Raw genomic sequence first — 19,280 nt, 5'->3', positions numbered from 1 at the left:
CCCCGCAGTGGGATGCTCTTTTTGCATGCAGTCCATCAGCAATCAGCCTTTATAGACGCGCGGCACGCGCGGCGAGATCAGGCAGGTGACCTCGTAGTTGATGGTATTGAGCCACTTGGCCGCCGTGTCGGCCGTGACCGTCTCATCGCCGAACAGGACGGCCGTGTCGCCCTCCTTGACATCCGGCAGGTCCGTGACGTCGACCATGACCTGGTCCATGCAGACGCGGCCCGCGATCGGCGCCTTGCGGCCGCCGAACGAGACGTAGCCGCCGTTGCCGTAGGCGCGGATGTAGCCGTCGGCATAGCCGATGGGCAGCGTCGCGATGCGGCTCTCGCGCGCGGCGATGAACTGGCGGCCGTAGCCGATGCTCTCGCCCGGGTGCAGGGTCTTCATGAAGACGACCTTGGCGCAGACCTTCATGACCGGGCGGATGTCAATCGGATGCGTGACCTCGTCCGACGGCCACATGCCGTACTGGATGACGCCGGCGCGCACCATGTCATAGTGCGCCTCCGGTATCTCGAGGATGGCCGCCGACTCCGCGATGTGGCGGATCTTGAGCGTCACACCAGCCGCCTCGACCGCCTTCAACGCCTGCTCAAACTTCACGAGCTGGCCCTTCGTGTACGTCTTGTCCTTGCTGTCCGCCATCGCAAAGTGGGAGAACATGCCCTCGATCTCGATGTTCGGCAGCTGCTTGACCGCCGCGGCCAGGGCGCCGATCTCCTCGGGGCGGATGCCGATGCGACCCATGCCCGTCTCAACCTTGAGATGGACCTTTGCCACCTTGTGCTGGCGCACGGCCTCACGCGAGATGGCCTCTGCGAGCGGCAGCTCACAGACGACCTGCGAGACATCGTAGTCGACGATGTCGCGCGCCTCGTCCGGCAGCACCAGGCCGAGGAGCAGGATCGGCGTCGTGAAGCCCGCCTCGCGCAACTCGATGGCCTCGCCGAGCGTCGCCACCGCGAGGTACGAGGCCCCCGCCTCCACCGCGACGCGCGCGACGGCCAGAGCGCCGTGACCGTAGGCGTCTGCCTTGACGACCGCACAGAGCTTCGCCCCGCCGCGAATGTTCTTCTTGATTTCTTCGTAATTATGTCTCAGAGCGCGAAGATCGATCTCCGCCCAGGCTGCACGGTTTGGCATGAAATATCCCCTTTTCTCGTACCGAGTCAGATTCTCTTTTCAGTTTACTACACACCCTAAAAATGTCAAGCATGTTAGTAGTTTGCAAGACTACCGGCAGTGTGTTATAATGAAGTCGAAAAGGAAGCAACGCCGTCATCTGTCTGGATACGGCACTGAAACAGCCCTTGTCAACATGGTGTGGTGACCACTTGACAAGGGCTGTTTTGTCATCCATGAGTGGTGAATCATGGTGACAGTTTAGGCATCGTCGCGACGAGAAATCTTAGCGTAAAGCCAGTTGGAAACAATACCGGCCAGAACGCTGACAAAAAAGGATAGCAACAAATCTGTCATGAAAAACGGCACCTCCCCTCTGGTCGGTTTGCCATTTCACAGGCGCGACATTACTATTATAAGGGAAAGGTATGTCTGTGGCAACAAAAAAGGCCTCCGCCGAAGCGGAGGTCTTTTGTATGCGAGTAAGGTCTGCTAATCGAAGGATTAGAAGAACATCTCGATGCGGCCGAAGAGGTTCTCAATCTTGGTATCGTTCCAGAGATCCTTGCCGTTGCCATAGCGCAGCGTTGCAACAACGTTCTTGAACGGAGCGTAGTTAGCGCCGACTTCCCAGCCCTTCTGGCCAGCAAGCAGAGCATCGTACGTGGAGAACAGTGCCGTGTTGTCGCCGAGGTAGCGATACGCTGCCCAAGCACCCCAGGTGCCCTTGTTCTCAGCCTGTGCGCCCTTGTAGTCGTACTCAGCGCTCCAAGCCTTGTCGAAATCATCAGCCGACGTGTTGTTGGCATAGAAGCCGTTCAGGGCATTCGTCTTGTCGAAGCGATAAGCAGCCTTTGCGAGCCAGATGTTGGCATTATCTTCAACATTGCCCTTCGTTGCGTTGCGATCAACAACATAATCGAACGAATCAGCATTCAGATGATGGTAGTCAACGCCGCCGACGAACTTGCCATCTGCATAGCCGAGGCCAGCATACTGGTAGTTAGCTGCCGAATCCGTCGTAAGATCTTTACGTACAGTCTTCAGATCATCAAGACCGGAGAGACGGCCAGCACCAGCCGTGAACGTTACCTTGTTGCCAAAAGCAACCTGTGCACCGGAGAAGTTCGTATCGAAGATGCTGTCATCATCAATCGGAGCGAACTTGCCGAGTTTGACCTGGAACTTGTTGTAGTCGCCCTGAGCCCAGATACGCTTGAGCGTAACATCCGTGTCCTGGCTATTGCCATGCTTGCCAAGAGCATCAGAGCTATCCGTTGCGAGGTCCGTCGTAGCATCGAGACGAGCCTTTACATGCCAGTTGCTGTTGACTTCAGCCGTCGGCTCGAGACGGAACAGGAGCTGGTCGTCATTTGCCTTCGTGTGCTCGTCCTTGTTGCGGTTGCTCGTGTACGTGTACTCAGCCTTGCCGTTCCACTTAACCATGTCGGCATTGCGCTCGAGGTTGCTTACGCGGACGCCGAGGTTGTTGAGCTCATCGGAGAACTCAGCAGCGAGTTTGTCGATCAGGGCCTTATCAGCAGCGGAGACATCCGTCTTGGCCATAGCCTTTGCGATCATCTGAGCCATCTCATAACGCGTGATGTTCTGGTTGCCACGGAACGTCGTGTCGCCATAGCCTTCGATGACGCCATCAGCTGCGAGCTGGGATACAGCGTCATAAGCCCAATGGTCAGCCGGTACATCAGAGAACGGGTTTGCAGCAGCAAACGTCGTGCTAGCAGCGCCAACAACGAGAGCCGTCGTCAGAGCAGATACGAGAGTCTTTTTCATAAAGAACTCCTCCTTCAAAAAATAGAATGAAACGTTACGTCCTAGTTCTATCGGAGGATTCCTCATGAGTGTCCATGTTTCCTCAGTCTCATCCTTCGACTTCCCTTCGGACGTGATTATTATAGCACATGTTTTTCCTGAAAGTCAAATTAGGTGATGCTGAAAATTATCTGGAGGCCCTGCAAAGCCAGTCACGCCAAGGCTTCCAGAAGTTATTTTTTTTATTTTCCTGCACGTATCCGTAGAACTTCGCGACCATATCCGCCTTCTGGTTGTAGTAGGCTGCCTTCCAGTCACCGGCCTGCGGCTCAGCTACGCGGTAGGCGACGTAATTGCCGCCGAGAAGGTACTGGCGCGAGAGAATGGTCGTGAGCGGCAGGTCAGGGTTCTTCATCATGTCGTACATCGCCATATAGGCCGTCGTGCGCCCCTCGCCTGCCTGACAGTGGAAGTGCAGCCAGGCATCCTTCGGCAGCTTGCGCACGAAGCGGATGAATGCGTCGATATTCTCAGCCGACGGCCAAACGTGGTCTGTCGCCGCAATGCGGAAATAGCGCAGGCCGCGCGACTTGACGAGCTGTTCTTCCTGCATGACCGACTCTGCCTTGACTGTCACCGGGTCCACCGGCTTCTTCGCCTTACCGAGCTTGGCCATCGTGACATCTTTGCCCCGGACGACCTTGAGGCGCGACTTCTCATCGCGCAGCGCAGCTCTCTTGCTCTTGCCGAGATTGCCCCAGTCGCGCTCGCCGTACCAGCTGACCGCCGTGCCGTTGATGAGTCCATGCGATTCCTGCCGGAGATCCACGATGTAGATGGGCCCCTTCGCCTGCGCTTTGAGCACCGGCACCATCTTGTCGAACTCCTTCGCCGAGAACTCCGCACTGCCCGAAGCGTAGAGCGTCGCGAGCCCCTTGCGCGAAGGATTCGCCTCGAACCCTTCGCCCGCCTTCTTCGGGTCGGCATCCTTTCGGTAGGCAGAATTCGCCGTGCGGAAATTGCGCGGCAGCTTGTCCTTGTCCTTTGAGTCAATGCGCCAGATGAAGCCCGCGTATTTCGCCGGGTCTTCCCGAGATAGCAGCGGATTCGCCGCCGCATCCCCAGCCGTCTGTACTGACACAGGTGCCTTGGCCGCAAAAACCGATTGCGGCAAAAATCCCCCGCCGAGCAAAGCCGCTGCTACCAGCGAGCACACCATCTTTTTGTTGAACACATGCATCTAGATCACTCCTCAATGGTTGAATCATAAAATACGCGCTCTATTATAGACCCTTCTGGCGCAAAATGATACCCGCAACGCACCGTTGAGCGACAAAAAACAGGCCGGCCATCTCCAACATATGGAGATGACCGGCCTGCTTATCGACAGACCATCGGCATCGGGATGCTGATGAGTCATGCAGCTAAATTAGAAGAATACTTCCACACGACCGAAGAAGATTTTATCCTTCAGATCATTGTTATAGAGGTTCTTCGTGTCGCCATAGCGGAGCGTGCCGACAACATTCTTGAACGGCGTGTAGTTTGCGCCGACTTCCCAACCTTTATAGCCTTCATGGATGCCATCATAAGTCGGTTTGACCGACGTCAGAGCACCGAGGTAACGATAAGCGACCCACATGCCCCACGTACCAGCATTCTGTTTCTGAGCGCCTTTGTAATCGAGCTCAAACGCATACGATTTGTCCTGACCGTCATCTTCCTTGAGCGTCGAATCATAATCCGTCAGGCTGCGGTTCGACTTTGCATACGATGCATCAAAGGCCACATTCTTGTCAAAACGGTAGTTCGCACCAACCGACCAGATGCCAGCATCATCATTGTCAACATCATCAACGTTCCAGTCAAAATGCTGATAACCAGCACGGCCCGTCAGCTTGCTGCCATTGTCATAGGCAAGACCGACACCCTGATAGCTGGCAGTTTTATCAATAACGTCGCCCAGCGTATCACTCAATTCACCACTACCAACACGGCCGGCTTCCAGCGTTGCCTTCAGATCCTTGCCGAACGTCACAGCTGCGCCAGAATACGGATTATCGAATACGAGCGTGTTGTTGATCGTACTACCAAATTTACCGAGCTTGACCTGGAAGTTATTGTAGTCGCCCTGTGCCCATACACGTTTCAGCGAAACATTGCCGTTATCACCCTCATCGGTTTTGAGGTCTGTCTTCGCTTCGAGACGTGCCTTTACATGCCAATGGCTATTGACCTCAGCCGACGGCTCAAGACGGAGAAGGAGCTTATCCGTTTTTTCTTTATCCTTCTGCCCCTGATACTCGTACTTATCCTGCGTGTACGTGTAACGTGCCATGCCGTTCCACTTGACCATGTCGGCATTGCGCTCGAGGTTGCTGACGCGGACGCCGAGGTTGTTGAGCTCATCGGAGAACTCAGCAGCGAGTTTGTCGATCAGGGCCTTATCAGCAGCGGAGACATCCGTCTTTGCCATAGCCTTTGCGATCATCTGAGCCATCTCATAGCGCGTGATGTTCTGGTTGCCGCGGAACGTCGTGTCGCCATAGCCTTCGATGACGCCGTCAGCTGCGAGCTGGGTTACGGCATCGTAAGCCCAATGGTCAGCCGGTACATCGGAGAACGGGTTTGCTGCTGCAAACGTCGTGCTTGCTGCGCCGACGACGAGAGCCGTCGTCAGAGCGGATACGAGAGTCTTCTTCATGAGAAACTCCTCCTTCTGTATGGTTAAGAAGTGATTTTCTCAAAGCCGATCCAATCGCGACGCAGAGCATCCATGTTTCCTCTATCTGTCGCTTTTTTGAACGCGCTTTGATTAAGCTTAGTGTATCATACCCGGCTGCCCTCCGCAATAGGCTTACTAAAGAAAATTCTAAGAATTAACAATTTATCGTAGAAACTTCTCTAGAAAATAACAAAAAAGCAGCATCCGTGGGCGCAAGCGGTTTACGCACAACAAGAGCAGCGCCCCCGAAGGGACGCTGCTCTCGTTCATTTGATTCATATAGAGAGAAGTGGGATTCGCGTATATCAGAAGTGGAATTCGACGCGGCCGAAGAGCTTCTCGGCATCCTTGCCGTTGTCGATGTTCTCGCCGTTGAAGTACTTGACGCTTGCGACAGTGTTCTTGAAGAGCGTGTAGTCCGTACCGACTTCCCAGCCCTTCGTGCCGGCCCAGGCGCCGTCGTACGACGGATCGAAGGCTACGTTCTGGCCGAGGTAGCGGTAGGCGGCATAGGCGCCCCAGGTGCCCTTGTTCGCAGGCTCTGCGCCCTTGTAGTCGAGCTCGACCGTGCCGGCCTTCTTGTAGTCGTCGGCCTTCGTGTTCTCGGCATAGGCACCGCCGAGGGCGACGTTCTTGTCAAAGGCATAGTGGAGATTTGCGCTCCAGATGTCGGCACTGTCTTCATCCTGCGTGGACTTGTAGCTCGTGCCCATCTTCGTGAACGTATCGCTGTTCAGATGATGGTAGCCGGCGCCGAGGCTGAGCTTGTCTTTGCCGTACTGCAGGCCGACGCTCTGCATATTGGCCGTGTCGTCTTTCTCCGAAGCAGCTTTGTTGACAGCGTTGTTGTTCGTATCACCATTGAGGTCGAAGCGGCCTGCCTGCAGCGTGACCTTGAGGTCCTTGCCCGTCGTGATGGCGGCGCCGGAGATCTCATCATCGAAGAGCAGGTTGCTGTCGAGCTGCATCGGCAGCTTGCCGACCTTGATGTTGGTCGTGCCGTACTGGCCATCTGCCCAGAGACGCTGCAGCGTCACATCCGTGTCCTGCGAAGCGCCGTGGTCATCGTTGCCGCTGTCCTTGGCAAGATCCGTGGACGCATCGAGGCGGGCGTTGACATGCCAGTTGCGGTTGACCTCAGCCGACGGCTCGAGGCGCAGCAGCAGCTCATCGTCATTCGTCTTATCCTTGGAGCCCGTCTCATTCTCCGTGCGCTTGCTCGTGTAGGTGTAGCGGGCCTCGCCGTTCCATTTCACCTTGTCGGCATTGCGCTCGAGGTTGCTGACGCGGACGCCGAGCGTATTGAGCTCATCGGCGAACTCAGCAGCGAGCTTGTCAATGAGGGCCTTGTCGGATGCGGAGACATCCGTCTTAGCCATGGCCTTCGCGATCATCTGCGCCATCTCATAGCGCGTGATGTTCTGGTTGCCGCGAAACGTCGTGTCGCCGTAGCCTTCGATGACGCCATCAGCTGCGAGCTGGGATACAGCGTCGTATGCCCAGTGGTCAGCCGGCACATCGGAGAACGGGTTCGTTGCGGCAAATGTCGTGGATGCAGCGCCAACTACGAGCGCCGTCGTGAGTGCAGATACAAGAGTCTTTTTCATGATGAATTCCTCCCATCTTCCTTCTATGGCTCCTCGCCGATATAGAAGGCATCAAGTCAGTCGAGGCAAGTGCCCCGCGCCGCCTTTGCGGCCATTGTCGGGAAAGGGAGTGGGAGGATCGCGAGTCTCCATGTTTCCTCTGACGTCCCTCGCCCTTTCCTTTTGACACCATCATTATATTACTTGACTGAGTCAATTACAATTACACAGCCGTTAGAAGTCCATTACACTTCACTTAGAATAGTTTGCTCGCTCAACTATCAATGTCATTGAGAATCCGCGTACAAAAAAGCCCTCCGCTGGCATTTGCCAGTGGAAGGCTTTTTCTATAGATATGGGAGCAACCGAGGCTGCGTTATCAGAACCAGAAGTTCACGCGGCCGAAGAGCAGCTCTGCATCATTGTTGTTGTCCAGCTTCTTGCCGTTGAAGTAGTAAGCGGCAGCCGTGACATTCGTGAACGGAACGTATTCCGTGCCGACTTCCCAGCCCTTGACGTTGTTGACGCCGCAGTTGAGGAACGTCTCGTACGTCGGAGCAAAGGCGACATTGCCCCCCATGTAGCGATAAGCCGTGTAAGCACCCCAGGAACCCTTATTGGCTTTCTGAGCGCCCTTGTAGTTGAGCTGGATGTTGTGGGCCGTGCCGAAGCGGTCAGCCTTCTCGTTCTTGGCATAGCCACCGTTGAGGTTCCAGTTCTTGTCGAACGTGTAGCCAGCGCCGACGGACCAGATATCAGCCTCATCCGTGTTTGCTTTGTAGCCCTTGTAGCTCTTTTCAACCTCGTTGACATGCTTGAAGAGGTCGCTCTGGAAGTGACGATAAGCAGCGCCGCCGTAGAGTTTACCTGCCGTGCCATTCAGGCCAATGCCCTGGTAGCTGGCAGCATCGTCACCATAAAGGAGATTATCAGCCGCCTTGTAGATTGCCGACTGATTGATGGCATTGTTGAGGTTCCAGCGGCCAGCCTCAGCCGTGAGCTTGAGCTGATTGCCGAACGTGACCTGAGCGCCGGAGAACTGGTTATCGAGCAGCATGCCAGCCGTCTCCGTGGAGTAGAACGGCAGCTTGCCGAGCTTGACCTGGAAATTCTTGTAGTCGCCCTGTGCCCATACGCGTACGAGCTTGACCGTAGCGTCCGTATCCTTGCTCGGATCCGTGAAGGCATCGATACGGGCCTTTACATGCCAGTTCTGGTTGACTTCAGCGCTCGGCTCGAGGCGGAAGTTCATCTGGTCCGTGTTCTTCTTATCTTTCGAGCCCTTCTCGTTCTCATAGCGCTGGCTCCAGTAACGGTAACGGGCCTGGCCGTTCCACTTTACGTTGTCGGCATTGCGCTCGAGGTTGCTGACGCGGACCCCGAGGTTGTTGAGCTCATCGGAGAACTCAGCAGCGAGTTTGTCAATCAGGGCCTTGTCGGCAGCGGAGACATCCGTCTTGGCCATGGCCTTGGCGATCATCTGAGCCATCTCATAGCGCGTGATGTTCTGGTTGCCGCGGAACGTCGTATCGCCGTAGCCTTCGATGACGCCGTCAGCTGCGAGCTGGGATACAGCGTCATAAGCCCAGTGGTCAGCCGGGACATCGGAGAACGGGTTAGCAGCAGCAAACGTCGTGCTGGCAGCGCCGACAACGAGAGCTGTCGTCAATGCAGATACAAGAGTCTTTTTCATATGGACTACTCCTTTATCAAATCAAGTGGTCATTCTTGGCCGATTTCACAAAGAAAGTGTTCATGAGTGTCCATGTTTCCTCAGTTCTTTTCTTTATGGCCTCGTGCCAATTGGTTATCAGTGTAACACAATCCTGTTCAAATTACAAATTATCCCTAATATGTTTCTATGTTGGCAATCAAATCTATCCTGTCAATTTTCTGTATCTTATGTTCACCAAAAAGACCGCTCCCGAAGGAACGGTCTTTTTATTGCAGAAACATAGATGCCTGACGCTGTAAAGCTGTCTTTCTTGGTATGCCGTTTGACAACATTTCTTTCATGCAGTTGGACAATGTCAATTACGCGGCAGCAGGCATCATGCTATAATTGTAACAGGGCGCGCCCTCACTGCTCTTTCGGGCGGACGGCGCGGACCATCTTCTCGAATTTCGTGCGCGGCATCATGACGAGATGGCCGCATCCCTGGCACTTGAGCCGGAAGTCCATGCCGGTGCGCAGGACTTCCCATTCGCTTGAGCCGCACGGGTGCGTTTTCTTCATGCGCACGATGTCACCGACGGCATATTGTTGTTTTTCCATCATGGTATTTGGAGGCCTCCTATGAAAATCTCGATCCTGCAGATGCCGGTCGCTTTCGCCCGGCCCGATGAAAATATCCAGACGCTGCGCCGCATGGTCGAAGCGTCCATGCGCGAGGAGCCGGATGTGCTCGTGCTGCCCGAGCTCTGGCGGCTCGGCTTCTACCCGCAGCCGATTGCCGTGCACGCGGACCTCGACGGCCAGCAGTCGCGCGCCGTGCTCGCAGAGCTCGCGCGCAAGAACGGCGTGAACATCGTCGGCGGCACAGTGGCCAACCGGCGCGAAGGCAAGGTCTACAACACATGCTACATCTTCGACCGCACGGGTACGGAAGTCGCCTCGTACGACAAGGCGCACCTGTTCTCGCCGAGCGGCGAGAGCGCGGACTTCGCAGCGGGCGATAATGCCGTGACCTTCCGGCTCGACGGTGTGCTCTGCGGCGTCGCCGTCTGCTATGACATGCGCTTCCCCGAATTCATCCGCAAGCTCGCACTCGAGGACATCTCTGTCCTCTTCCTGCCCGCCGCCTGGCCCGCCAGCCGCCTGAGCCACTGGCAGATCCTCACGCGCGCCCGCGCCATCGAGAACCAGCTCTATGTCATCGCGGCCAACGAGGCCGGCACCGACGAGCAGGGCAACCACCTCGCCGGCCACTCAGCCATTCTCGACCCCTGGGGCGAGGCCATCGCCGAAGCGGATGAAGGCGAAGCCATCCTGACTGCCCGCCTGCGCCCCGGCCTGCGCCAGCATATCCGCGAGACGCTCAACGTCTACGCCGACCGCCGCCCCGAGCTTTACTGAACACGGCTATCAAAAAGACTGTCGCAAACGCGGCAGTCTTTTTTCTCTCGTATTGCGGAATCAGATACCGGGTAAACCCCGATGTGCGCAGCACGAGGGGCCAAGAACCTCACCTACCACACAGCAGCGGGCCATGTAAAACGCACCAACTGCGCCCCCATGTAAACCGAACTGGTCAAGAGGGAGTGGGCCTGCATTTCGCCTGCAGGAGTGCAGTGACTGCCCGCAGGGCTGGTCCCCAAACGCCAAGCAAGATCCGTCCGCAATGTCAGGACACCGCGGCAGGCGGCGAAGCGCCAACGATGCGATACAAAATCATGGGGACCATTCAACGGAGCGACGAAGCCGAAATGCAGGCCCCCTCCTGCGCGACGAACGAAACCAGCCCCCACGGCCTAGCATCACACGTTGAAGCGGAAGTTGACGACGTCGCCATCCTGCATGACGTAGTCCTTGCCCTCGACGCGGACCTGGCCTTTCTCGCGGGCGGCGGCGACGCTGCCTGCGGCGATGAGGTCGTCGTAGTTGACGATCTCGGCGCGGATGAAGCCGCGCTCGAAGTCCGTGTGGATCTTGCCGGCGGCTTTCGGTGCCGTCGTGCCCTTGACGATGGTCCAGGCACGGCACTCATCCGGGCCGGCCGTCAGGAAGGTCTGGAGGCCCAGGAGGTCGAAGGCTGCCTTGATCAGGCGGTCGAGGCCGCTCTCCGTCTCGCCGAGGTCTTCGAGGAAGGCCTTGGCCTCTTCTTCGTCGAGCTCAGCGATTTCCGACTCGACTTTTGCCGAGATGGCGACGACTTCGGCGCCCTCTTTGGCCGCGTATTCCTTGACCTGCTGGACGTACGGGTTCTCGTCGTAGGCCGTGGCGACTTCATCCTCGGCGACGTTCGTGACGTAGAGCGTCGGCTTGAGCGTCAGGAGTTTCATCTCCTTGATGATCTCGAGGTCATCCTCGGAGAGGTCGACCTGGCGCGCCGGCGTTCCCTCGTCGAGCGCGGCCTTGATGCGGCGCAGGATCTCGTCCTCGACCTTCGCCTCTTTGTTGCCGGACTTCGCGATCTTGGCGAGCTTCATGATGCGCTTCTCGACGATCTCGAGGTCTGCGAGGCAGAGCTCTGTCTGGATGATGTCGATGTCGCGCAGCGGGTCGATGCCGCCCTCGACATGCGTGATGTTTGGGTCGACAAAGCAGCGCACGACATGGGCGACGGCGTCGACCTGGCGGATGTGCTCGAGGAATTTATTGCCGAGGCCCTCGCCCTTGGATGCGCCCTTGACGAGACCGGCGATGTCGACGAAGCGCACGGTAGCCGGCGTCGTCTTCTTCGACTTGTAGAGCTCATGCAGGACCTTGAGGCGCGGATCCGGTACGGCGACGACGCCGACATTCGGCTCGATCGTGCAGAACGGGAAGTTTGCGGCCTCAGCGCCGGCTTTCGTGATGGCATTGAAAAGCGTGCTCTTGCCGACATTCGGCAGGCCGACAATACCAACTTCTAAATTACTCAAAATGAATTTCTCCCTTACTTACAGTTGATTACAGTGTGCCAAAGATGCGGTCGCCTGCATCGCCGAGGCCCGGTACGATGTAGCCCTTCTCGTTGAGCTTCTCGTCGATGGCGGCGACGTAGAGCGGCACATCCGGATGGTCGTGGTTGATGACGCGGACGCCCTCCGGCGCTGCGACGAGGCACATGAGGATGATGTGCTTCGCGCCCTTCTCCTTGAGCAGCGAGAGCGCGGCCGACGAGCTGCCGCCCGTGGCGAGCATCGGATCGACGACGATGAGCGTGCGCTCGGCGACATCGCCCGGCAGCTTGCAGTAATACTCGACTGGCTTCAGCGTCTTCGGGTCACGGTACATGCCGACGTGGCCGACGCGGGCCGCCGGGATCATGTTGACGACGCCGTTGAGCATGCCGAGGCCGGCGCGCAGGATCGGCACGACGCCGACTTTCTTGCCCGCAAGCATCTTCTCCTTGCACTTGCAGATTGGCGTCTCGATCTCGACATCCTTGAGCGGGAAGTCGCGCGTGATCTCATAGGCCATGAGCATCGAGATCTCCTCGAGCAGCTCGCGGAAGTCCTTCGTACCAGTCTCTTTCATGCGCATGATCGTGAGCTTGTGCTGGATCAGCGGGTGGTCGATGACGTGGACATTCATTGGTTCAGCCATAAAAGATACCCCTTTCTACACATTACAGAGCCCCGCAGAGCGGGGCCATGTCAGATATGGTTCACATGTTATTCACAGTGCTTATTCATAGAGCGGATATTTCGCGCAGAGGGCGGCGACGCGGCGGCGTGCCTCCTCTTTCTTTTCTTCGTTCTGCGGGTCATTCAAGACGAGCGCGATGATATTGCCGACTTCGCGCATGTCGTCTTCCTTGAAGCCGCGCGTCGTCAGGGCCGGGCTGCCGAGGCGGATACCGCTCGTGACGAACGGGGAGCGCGGCTCGAACGGGATCGTGTTGCGGTTCGAGGTGATGTTGACCTCGTCGAGGACGTTCTGCGCCTCTTTGCCCGTGATGTCCTTGCTCGTGAGGTCGACGAGCATCAGGTGGTTGTCCGTGCCGCCCGAGACGATGCGGAAGCCGTCCTGCTGCAGCGTTTCAGCGAGTGCCTTGGCGTTCTTGATGGTCTGCGCTGCGTACTCCTTGAACTCGGGGCGCAGTGCCTCGCCGAGGGCGACGGCCTTGGCGGCGATGACGTGCATGAGCGGTCCGCCCTGGATGCCGGGGAAGACGGCCTTGTTGAACTGCTTGCCGAATTCCGCATCCTTGCAGAGGATCATGCCGCCGCGCGGGCCGCGCAGCGTCTTGTGGGTCGTCGTCGTGACGACGTCGGCGTACGGGACCGGGCTCGGATGGAGGCCGGCGGCGACGAGGCCGGCGATGTGCGCGATGTCGACCATGAGGTAGGCACCGACTTTGTGGGCGATCTCCGCGAGGCGCGGGAAGTCGATGATGCGCGCATAGGCGGAGGCGCCGGCGACAATCAGCTTCGGCTTGCACTCTTCAGCCTGCTTCTCGAGTGCGTCGTAGTCGATGCGCTCCGTCTCCTTGTCGACACCGTACGGCACGATCTTGAAGTACTTGCCGCTCATGTTGACCGGGCTGCCGTGCGTCAGGTGACCGCCGTCCGTGAGGTTCATGCCCATGACCGTGTCACCCGGCGTCAAGAGGGAGAAGAACACAGCCATGTTGGCCTGTGCGCCGGAATGCGGCTGGACGTTGGCATAGGCTGCGCCGAAGAGCTTCTTCGCACGGTCGATGGCCAGCTGCTCGACGACGTCGACGTACTCGCAGCCACCGTAGTAGCGCTTGCCGGGGTAGCCTTCGGCGTATTTATTCGTCAGCACGCTGCCCTGTGCTTCCATCACGACTTTGGAGACGATGTTCTCCGACGCGATGAGCTCGAGCTTCGTGCGTTGGCGATTGAGCTCCAGGTCAATCTCTTTCGCGATTTCCGGGTCCGACTGTTTCAGGGTGTCCATCAGGCTCATGGGTTTCCTCCTATTCTGCTGCTCTTGCAGCATGCCCTATTGTGTGGATGACAGATGGCTGGGAGCTTACTGCTGCTCGATTGCCATGATCTTGTTGACACGGCGCGCATGGCGGCCGCCCTCGAACGAGCTCTCGACGAACGCGCGGACAATCTCGCCTGCCGGGCCGAAGCCGAGCACGCGGCCGCCCATCGCGAGGACGTTGGCGTTGTTGTGCTCACGCGCCTTCTTGGCCGAGTAGACATCGTTGCAGAGGGCGCAGCGGATGCCCTTGACCTTGTTGGCCGCGATCGAGATGCCGATGCCCGTGCCGCAGAGCACGATGCCGAGGTCGGCCTTGCCGCTCGTCACATCTGCGCAGACTTTCTCGGCGATATCCGGGTAGTCGACGGACTCCGTGCCGAAGGTGCCGACATCCGTCACCTTGATGTCTTCGTACTCTTTCAGGACCATCTTGACTTCGTCCTTGAGTGCCACAGCGCCGTGGTCACTGCCAATCGTAATGTTCATGGATTCTCCACCTTTCTTACATGCTCTTTCTTATTCTATCACACATGCGCGCCAAAAAAAACACATCAAGTGGCCGATCATCCCTGGAAAAGCGCGCGGATCTCTTCTTCGGTGAGCTTGGCGAGGAAATTCTCGCCGGGCTGTATCATCTGGTCGATCAGGGACTTCTTCTTTTCCTGCAGCTCGTAGATCTTCTCCTCGACCGTCCCCTTCATGATGAGCTTGAAGACCTGGACGTTGCTGCGCTGGCCGAGGCGGTAGGCGCGGTCGGTCGCCTGGTCCTCGACGGCGGGGTTCCACCACGGGTCGAAGTGGACGACCATGTCGGCGCCCGTGAGGTTGAGGCCCGTGCCGCCCGCCTTGAGTGAGATCAGGAAGACCGGCACAGCGCCCCTGTTGAACTCCCGCACGAGCTTCATGCGCGTCAGGACCGGCGTCGCGCCGTCGAGGTAGAAGTGCGCGAGCCCCCTCCTTCGCAGGTGCTCGGCGATGCGCGAGAGCATCGTCGTGAACTGCGAGAAGATCAGCAGGCGATGGCCGCCCTCGTGCGCCTCCGCGATGAGCTCATCGAGCATGTCGAGCTTGCCTGAGCCGCCGTGGTAGCTCTCGAGAAAGAGCGAGGGGTCGCAGGCAATCTGGCGCAGGCGCGTGAGGATAGCGAGGATCTTGATGCGCTGCTCTCCGGGGCTCGCGAGGCTGACCTCGCGCAGGAAGTCGCGCTGGCTCTTCATGAAGTAGGCCCGGTAGACTTTCGCCTGCTGCGGCGTCATCTCGCCGACGAGCTTGCGCTCGACCTTGTCGGGCAGCTCCTTTAAGACATCCTTCTTCATGCGGCGCAGGATGAAGGGCATGACGCGCTGCCGCAATGCCTTGGCAGCCTTCTTGTCTTCGGCGCGCACGATGGGAAGCTCGAAGCGCTGCTTGAACTTCGACTGGCTGCCGAGGTAGCCCGGCATCAGGAAGTCAAAGATGGACCAGAGCTCCGTCAGCGTGTTCTCGATGGGCGTGCCCGTCAGCGCAAAGCAGGTGTCGGCCGACAGTTTCTTGACGGCGCGCGCACTCTGCGTCGCGGGGTTCTTGATGTGCTGCGCCTCGTCGAGGAAGATGCTGGCAAAGCGGCGCTGCGCGTAGAGGTCGACGTCGCGCTTGAGCGTGTCGTACGTCGTCACGATGACGTCGACGCCGCCCGCCTGCTCGAGCAGAGCGCGGCGCTCCGCCTTCGATCCCGCCACGGCCACCGCCTGAAGCGCGGGCGCAAAGCGGGCAATCTCCTCGAGCCAGTTGTAGAGCAGCGAAGTCGGCGCAACGACGAGCGCAGGTGGCGCCTCGGGCGCTTTCCTGGCGAGCAGGAAGGTGATGACCTGCAGCGTCTTGCCAAGGCCCATGTCATCTGCGAGGATGCCGCCGAGATGATGGTCCGCAAGGCCTGAGAGCCAGTTGAAGCCTGTGACCTGGTAGTCGCGCAGCACGGGCTTCAGCGAAGTCGGCACCTCGTAGTCGGCCTCCTGTGGCTGGCGGATGCCGCGCACGATCTCGCGGAAGCGGCGGCTGCGCGTGAACTGCAATCCCCCGTCGTCGCGCGCGAGTCCGTCGAGGTACATGGCCTCCGAGAGCGGCAGCTCTATCTTGCCGCCCGCGAGGTCCCTCTTCTTGAGGCCCGCGTTCTCCACGAGCGAGGCGATGGCGCGCAGCTGCTGGTCGCCGAGCGTCACGAAGCTCCTGTCCTTCATGCGGTGATAGCGCTTCTTCTGGCGGTAGGAGTCGAGGATGTCGACGAGTTCTTGATAGTCGACATCCTTCATGTTGAACGTGACCTCCAGGAGGTCCATGTCGTTGACACTGACGCCGGCCGTGACCTTCGGCATGGGGCGCACGGGCCGGCGCTCGAAGCTCGCCTCGTAGAAGATCTCGACGCGCTCTGGCAGCTCCTCGAGCCCCTGCGTGAGGAAGTCGTAGCTCTTCTCTTCGTCGAGCTGGACGAACTGGTCGCGCTTCTTCACGAAGCCATAACGCGCAAAGACGGCGAGCACCGCCTGTTCCGCCTCGCTGTCGCGCACGAGCAGGTGACCCTCATCGGCCTCCGGCGCCGCCTGCACGACGGGATTGAAGCGGATGTGGTCGTAGACGAAGACGGGTTTCACGGCGATGCCCTCGCCCTCGTAGTCGAGGTAGAGCTCTGCCGTGAGCGGCACGAGCAGGAATTCCTCCTCGAAGCCCGCGTCGACATCGACGTCCGCGACCTGCTCGACGGCCGGCAGGATGCTGCTGAAGAACGGCGTCATGTCGCCATGCGAGAGCTGCACGCTCGTCGCGCGCGCAAACGCCTGCCAGAGCGGCTGCAGCGCGCGGCCGAACGCATCCGCCACCCGATAGATGGCCTCGTGCTGGTAGAGGATGCGGCAGTCCTCCGAGAGCGGCGTGAGGTCTCCGTCCTCCAGCGTGATGCGGCCGCTCCTGTCAGCGAGGCGGCTGACCTCCAGATGGATGGCAGGCTTTCCCTCGCGCAGATGGGCCGCGATGGCCTCGCTGCCGTCGATGTGCAGCTCGATGGATGTCTCCCCCATGATGGCGAGGAAGTCCTCGAGCAGGCTCGGCGTCAGGTGCATCATCTTGTGCTCAAAGACCGTGCTCTTCTGCAGCGCGTGCATGTAAGAGAGCGCCGGCTGGTGGCGCAGCAGACTCTTCTCGTCGCGGTACGCCTGCTGCATGAAGGCCCAGAGCCTCTCGGAGACGCCGTCGGCCCAGCGCAGCGATGCCGTGTGTATCACATTATTGCGGCCAAGCGAGTAGTCCTCCCCCGCCATCACGCACTGCAAGAGCTCCATGACATTGCGCACGACGTAGAGGCGGCTCATGCCGATGCGGAACTCGAGCCAGTTCTCGACCCTGCCTGGCGCACTCTCGACGAAGAGGCGCGGGATGAGGTAGACGGGCTCCTGCAGCGGAGCAGATGGCAGCTGCGCCGCCAACTGGAAGCCCTGCAGCAGGCGGCGGCCGCCCGCATCCGTTCCCTGAGAGGAACAGCCTGCCATGGATTGCTGCTGGACGGTCTTGAGCACGGCGACGACATGCTTGCAGGCGCCGAGGTACTGCGCCGCGGCCGGGCAGTCGCAGTGGAACGACTCGACTTCATCGCCCACCTCCGTCAGGCTGATGCGGACATGATATGCCTCCGTTCCCTCGACGACGGCCGTGTAGCTCCTGCCATCCTCCTGCCGCTCCAGATGCCCGACGGCGCCGCGCCTGAAATAGCGGACACCGCGCTTGTAGGCGGCATCCGTCGCCACTGCCCGGATCTGCTCCTCATCGATCACCGTATTCCCGCCTTTCTTCTGCTTCTCAACTATGCTAAGATAAAGTAGATTTCATTCCTTTCATCTTAACATATTTCACTCACTGCGAACAGAAAAGAGAGCATCATGAACGAACAAAAACTTCCGCACGGCGCGCGCATCCTCGTCGTGCGCCTCAGCGCCATCGGCGACGTGCTGCACTCGACGGCCGTCGTTCACAACCTCAAGCGGCTCGTGCCGGACTGCCATGTGACCTGGCTCGTGAGCCCGCCGGCGAGCATCCTGCTCGAGAACAACCCCGACATCGACCGCCTGCTCGTCTGGGACCGCCGGACGTTCGACAAGGCGGCAGCGCATCTCGACCTGCGCACCATCCGTCAGACACTCCGGGAGGCCAAGGCGCTGCTGCACCAGTACGAATTCGACATCGCGCTTGACATCCAGGGGCTCTTCCTCTCGGGCATCCTGACGCGCATGAGCCGCGCGCCGCGCCGCATCGGCATCCACGAGCGCCACGAGGGCAACTTCCTCTTCATGACCGAGATGGCACCGGACATCCCCGAACGCCACAAGATCCGCCGCTACATGACGGCACTCGCGCCGCTCGGCATCGGCCCCGAGGACTTCATGCCCGGCCTCGTGCTCAAGCTGCCCGACACCTACGATGGCTTCGCCGAGACGTTCTTCGCGGATAAGAAGGTCACGCTGCACGACCCGCAGCAACCGCTTCTGCTCGTCAACACGCGCACGACATGGCCCGACAAGAACTGGCCGCCCGAATTCTTCGGCCGCGCGCTCGCCAACCTGCCCGAGAACATCCAGATCGTCTTCACCGGCGCGCCGTCCGACCAAATCTACATCGAGCGCGCCCAGCAGGAGATGGAAGGCCGCGCCTCCCTCTCGATTGCCGGCCAGACGAGTCTCCTGGAGCTCGCCGCAATCTTCCGCGAGTCCGACCTGCTGCTGACCGGCGACACCGGCCCGCTCTACATCGCCGAAGCCGTCGGACTGCCGACCCTCTCCCTCTGGGGCCCGACCCATCCGGGCATCTACGGACCGCTGACAAAAGGTCACCACTTCATCCTCTCCCCCCACGAGTGCACCGCCTGCTGCAAGACAAAGTGCCGCCACAAATCAAACGCCTGCATGAACGCCATCAAGCCCGGCACCGTGACAAAAGCCCTGCTCGAACTGCTCTACCACTAAAAAGACCTGTCCTCATCGTGCAGATGACCATGAGGACAGGACCAAAATGAAAATTGACGTTTGTAAATCGCTATTGTATAATATAGACAGATAAAAAGAGCGAACCACTAAGATGGTCAGCTTGGCATATTGTAAGGTGAAAAATATTTCGGCCATACAAACAGCGCCGCTAACGCTGATGGCCACCGTACATCCGAAGAAACCGTCCTTGCCGGGGCGGTTTTTTCACATCTGGATGTACGTCGAAGGTTATTTTCGGAATGCGCGGAGCAGTTCCAGCAGGAACTTACCGTCAATGACGCCGAAGGAAGCCAGCACGACCAAGGCAAGAAAGACCAGTGCAAAAGCACCGCCAATCCACAAGCCGTGGCTACGGTGACCTCCGACGAGAAGAACGCTTCCATAGAAGCAGGCATCCGTTGCGTGATACCAAAGGCATCACGTCCCTTTCTGTCCGGATTTATGCCAAGCACGAC

Annotated in this window: 14 protein-coding genes; 2 read left to right on the top strand and 12 right to left on the bottom strand. The window is 58.9% G+C overall.

Annotated elements, in window-relative coordinates:
- Positions 1 to 42: 42 nt before the first annotated feature.
- The 7 genes from alr to B2X55_RS00150 form a co-directional block, all read right to left on the bottom strand.
- On the bottom strand, positions 43 to 1,152 hold the full coding sequence (alr, locus tag B2X55_RS00180; protein ID WP_286820389.1) for an alanine racemase: 1,110 nt from the start codon (positions 1,150 to 1,152) through the stop codon (positions 43 to 45).
- Between the two features lie 483 nt (positions 1,153 to 1,635).
- Positions 1,636 to 2,925, bottom strand: coding sequence for an S-layer homology domain-containing protein (locus tag B2X55_RS00175; RefSeq protein ID WP_286820388.1), 1,290 nt, complete (start codon positions 2,923 to 2,925; stop codon positions 1,636 to 1,638).
- 166 nt (positions 2,926 to 3,091) lie between these two features.
- Positions 3,092 to 4,144, bottom strand: coding sequence for a protein tyrosine phosphatase (locus B2X55_RS00170; protein WP_286820387.1), 1,053 nt, complete (start codon positions 4,142 to 4,144; stop codon positions 3,092 to 3,094).
- A gap of 189 nt (positions 4,145 to 4,333) precedes the next feature.
- Positions 4,334 to 5,608, bottom strand: coding sequence for a putative porin (locus tag B2X55_RS00165; RefSeq protein WP_286820386.1), 1,275 nt, complete (start codon positions 5,606 to 5,608; stop codon positions 4,334 to 4,336).
- A 326-nt stretch (positions 5,609 to 5,934) separates the two neighbouring features.
- Entirely contained in the window at positions 5,935 to 7,236 is a 1,302-nt protein-coding gene (locus tag B2X55_RS00160) for an S-layer homology domain-containing protein (RefSeq protein ID WP_286820385.1), read from the bottom strand.
- Positions 7,237 to 7,594: 358 nt separating this feature from the next.
- Positions 7,595 to 8,908 (bottom strand): S-layer homology domain-containing protein, encoded by a 1,314-nt coding sequence (locus B2X55_RS00155; protein WP_286820384.1) that lies wholly within the window; start codon positions 8,906 to 8,908, stop codon positions 7,595 to 7,597.
- 387 nt (positions 8,909 to 9,295) lie between these two features.
- Positions 9,296 to 9,493 carry a DUF951 domain-containing protein gene (locus B2X55_RS00150; protein WP_286820383.1) on the bottom strand — a complete coding sequence of 66 codons (198 nt, stop codon included), beginning with the start codon at positions 9,491 to 9,493 and terminating at the stop codon, positions 9,296 to 9,298.
- An 18-nt stretch (positions 9,494 to 9,511) separates the two neighbouring features.
- Between B2X55_RS00150 and B2X55_RS00145 the strand changes: the two genes are divergently transcribed.
- Positions 9,512 to 10,291 carry a carbon-nitrogen family hydrolase gene (locus B2X55_RS00145; protein WP_286820382.1) on the top strand — a complete coding sequence of 260 codons (780 nt, stop codon included), beginning with the start codon at positions 9,512 to 9,514 and terminating at the stop codon, positions 10,289 to 10,291.
- A 401-nt stretch (positions 10,292 to 10,692) separates the two neighbouring features.
- On the opposite strand, the gene ychF is transcribed toward B2X55_RS00145, so the two are convergent.
- The 5 genes from ychF to B2X55_RS00120 form a co-directional block, all read right to left on the bottom strand.
- Positions 10,693 to 11,799, bottom strand: coding sequence for a redox-regulated ATPase YchF (gene ychF, locus B2X55_RS00140; protein ID WP_286820381.1), 1,107 nt, complete (start codon positions 11,797 to 11,799; stop codon positions 10,693 to 10,695).
- Positions 11,800 to 11,827: 28 nt separating this feature from the next.
- Positions 11,828 to 12,454, bottom strand: coding sequence for a uracil phosphoribosyltransferase (gene upp / locus B2X55_RS00135; RefSeq protein WP_155948159.1), 627 nt, complete (start codon positions 12,452 to 12,454; stop codon positions 11,828 to 11,830).
- 93 nt (positions 12,455 to 12,547) lie between these two features.
- Positions 12,548 to 13,795: a serine hydroxymethyltransferase gene (gene glyA, locus B2X55_RS00130; protein ID WP_286820380.1), complete on the bottom strand. Its 1,248-nt coding sequence runs from the start codon at positions 13,793 to 13,795 to the stop codon at positions 12,548 to 12,550.
- Positions 13,796 to 13,861: 66 nt separating this feature from the next.
- The gene (rpiB, locus tag B2X55_RS00125; protein WP_036378665.1) at positions 13,862 to 14,305 is read right to left on the bottom strand and encodes a ribose 5-phosphate isomerase B; all 444 of its coding nucleotides are present in this window, start codon (positions 14,303 to 14,305) and stop codon (positions 13,862 to 13,864) included.
- Positions 14,306 to 14,382: 77 nt separating this feature from the next.
- Positions 14,383 to 17,619, bottom strand: coding sequence for a DEAD/DEAH box helicase (locus B2X55_RS00120; RefSeq protein ID WP_286820379.1), 3,237 nt, complete (start codon positions 17,617 to 17,619; stop codon positions 14,383 to 14,385).
- Positions 17,620 to 17,724: 105 nt separating this feature from the next.
- Between B2X55_RS00120 and B2X55_RS00115 the strand changes: the two genes are divergently transcribed.
- Positions 17,725 to 18,804 carry a glycosyltransferase family 9 protein gene (locus B2X55_RS00115; RefSeq protein WP_286820377.1) on the top strand — a complete coding sequence of 360 codons (1,080 nt, stop codon included), beginning with the start codon at positions 17,725 to 17,727 and terminating at the stop codon, positions 18,802 to 18,804.
- Positions 18,805 to 19,280 lie beyond the last annotated feature (476 nt).

This window comes from Mitsuokella sp. UBA4253 (assembly GCF_002395285.1).
GTDB lineage: Bacteria > Bacillota > Negativicutes > Selenomonadales > Selenomonadaceae > Mitsuokella > Mitsuokella jalaludinii.
This window is presented reverse-complemented; position numbering and strand designations above follow the sequence as displayed.

Coding starts and splice junctions, on each gene's coding strand:
- B2X55_RS00165 (WP_286820386.1), bottom strand. CDS start 5,608: ATGAAGAAGACTCTCGTATCCGCTCTGACGACGGCTCTCGTCGTCGGC.
- B2X55_RS00155 (WP_286820384.1), bottom strand. CDS start 8,908: ATGAAAAAGACTCTTGTATCTGCATTGACGACAGCTCTCGTTGTCGGC.
- B2X55_RS00175 (WP_286820388.1), bottom strand. CDS start 2,925: ATGAAAAAGACTCTCGTATCTGCTCTGACGACGGCTCTCGTTGTTGGC.
- B2X55_RS00160 (WP_286820385.1), bottom strand. CDS start 7,236: ATGAAAAAGACTCTTGTATCTGCACTCACGACGGCGCTCGTAGTTGGC.
- B2X55_RS00150 (WP_286820383.1), bottom strand. CDS start 9,493: ATGATGGAAAAACAACAATATGCCGTCGGTGACATCGTGCGCATGAAG.
- B2X55_RS00145 (WP_286820382.1), top strand. CDS start 9,512: ATGAAAATCTCGATCCTGCAGATGCCGGTCGCTTTCGCCCGGCCCGAT.
- B2X55_RS00170 (WP_286820387.1), bottom strand. CDS start 4,144: ATGCATGTGTTCAACAAAAAGATGGTGTGCTCGCTGGTAGCAGCGGCT.
- B2X55_RS00115 (WP_286820377.1), top strand. CDS start 17,725: ATGAACGAACAAAAACTTCCGCACGGCGCGCGCATCCTCGTCGTGCGC.
- upp (WP_155948159.1), bottom strand. CDS start 12,454: ATGAATGTCCACGTCATCGACCACCCGCTGATCCAGCACAAGCTCACG.
- alr (WP_286820389.1), bottom strand. CDS start 1,152: ATGCCAAACCGTGCAGCCTGGGCGGAGATCGATCTTCGCGCTCTGAGA.
- glyA (WP_286820380.1), bottom strand. CDS start 13,795: ATGAGCCTGATGGACACCCTGAAACAGTCGGACCCGGAAATCGCGAAA.
- rpiB (WP_036378665.1), bottom strand. CDS start 14,305: ATGAACATTACGATTGGCAGTGACCACGGCGCTGTGGCACTCAAGGAC.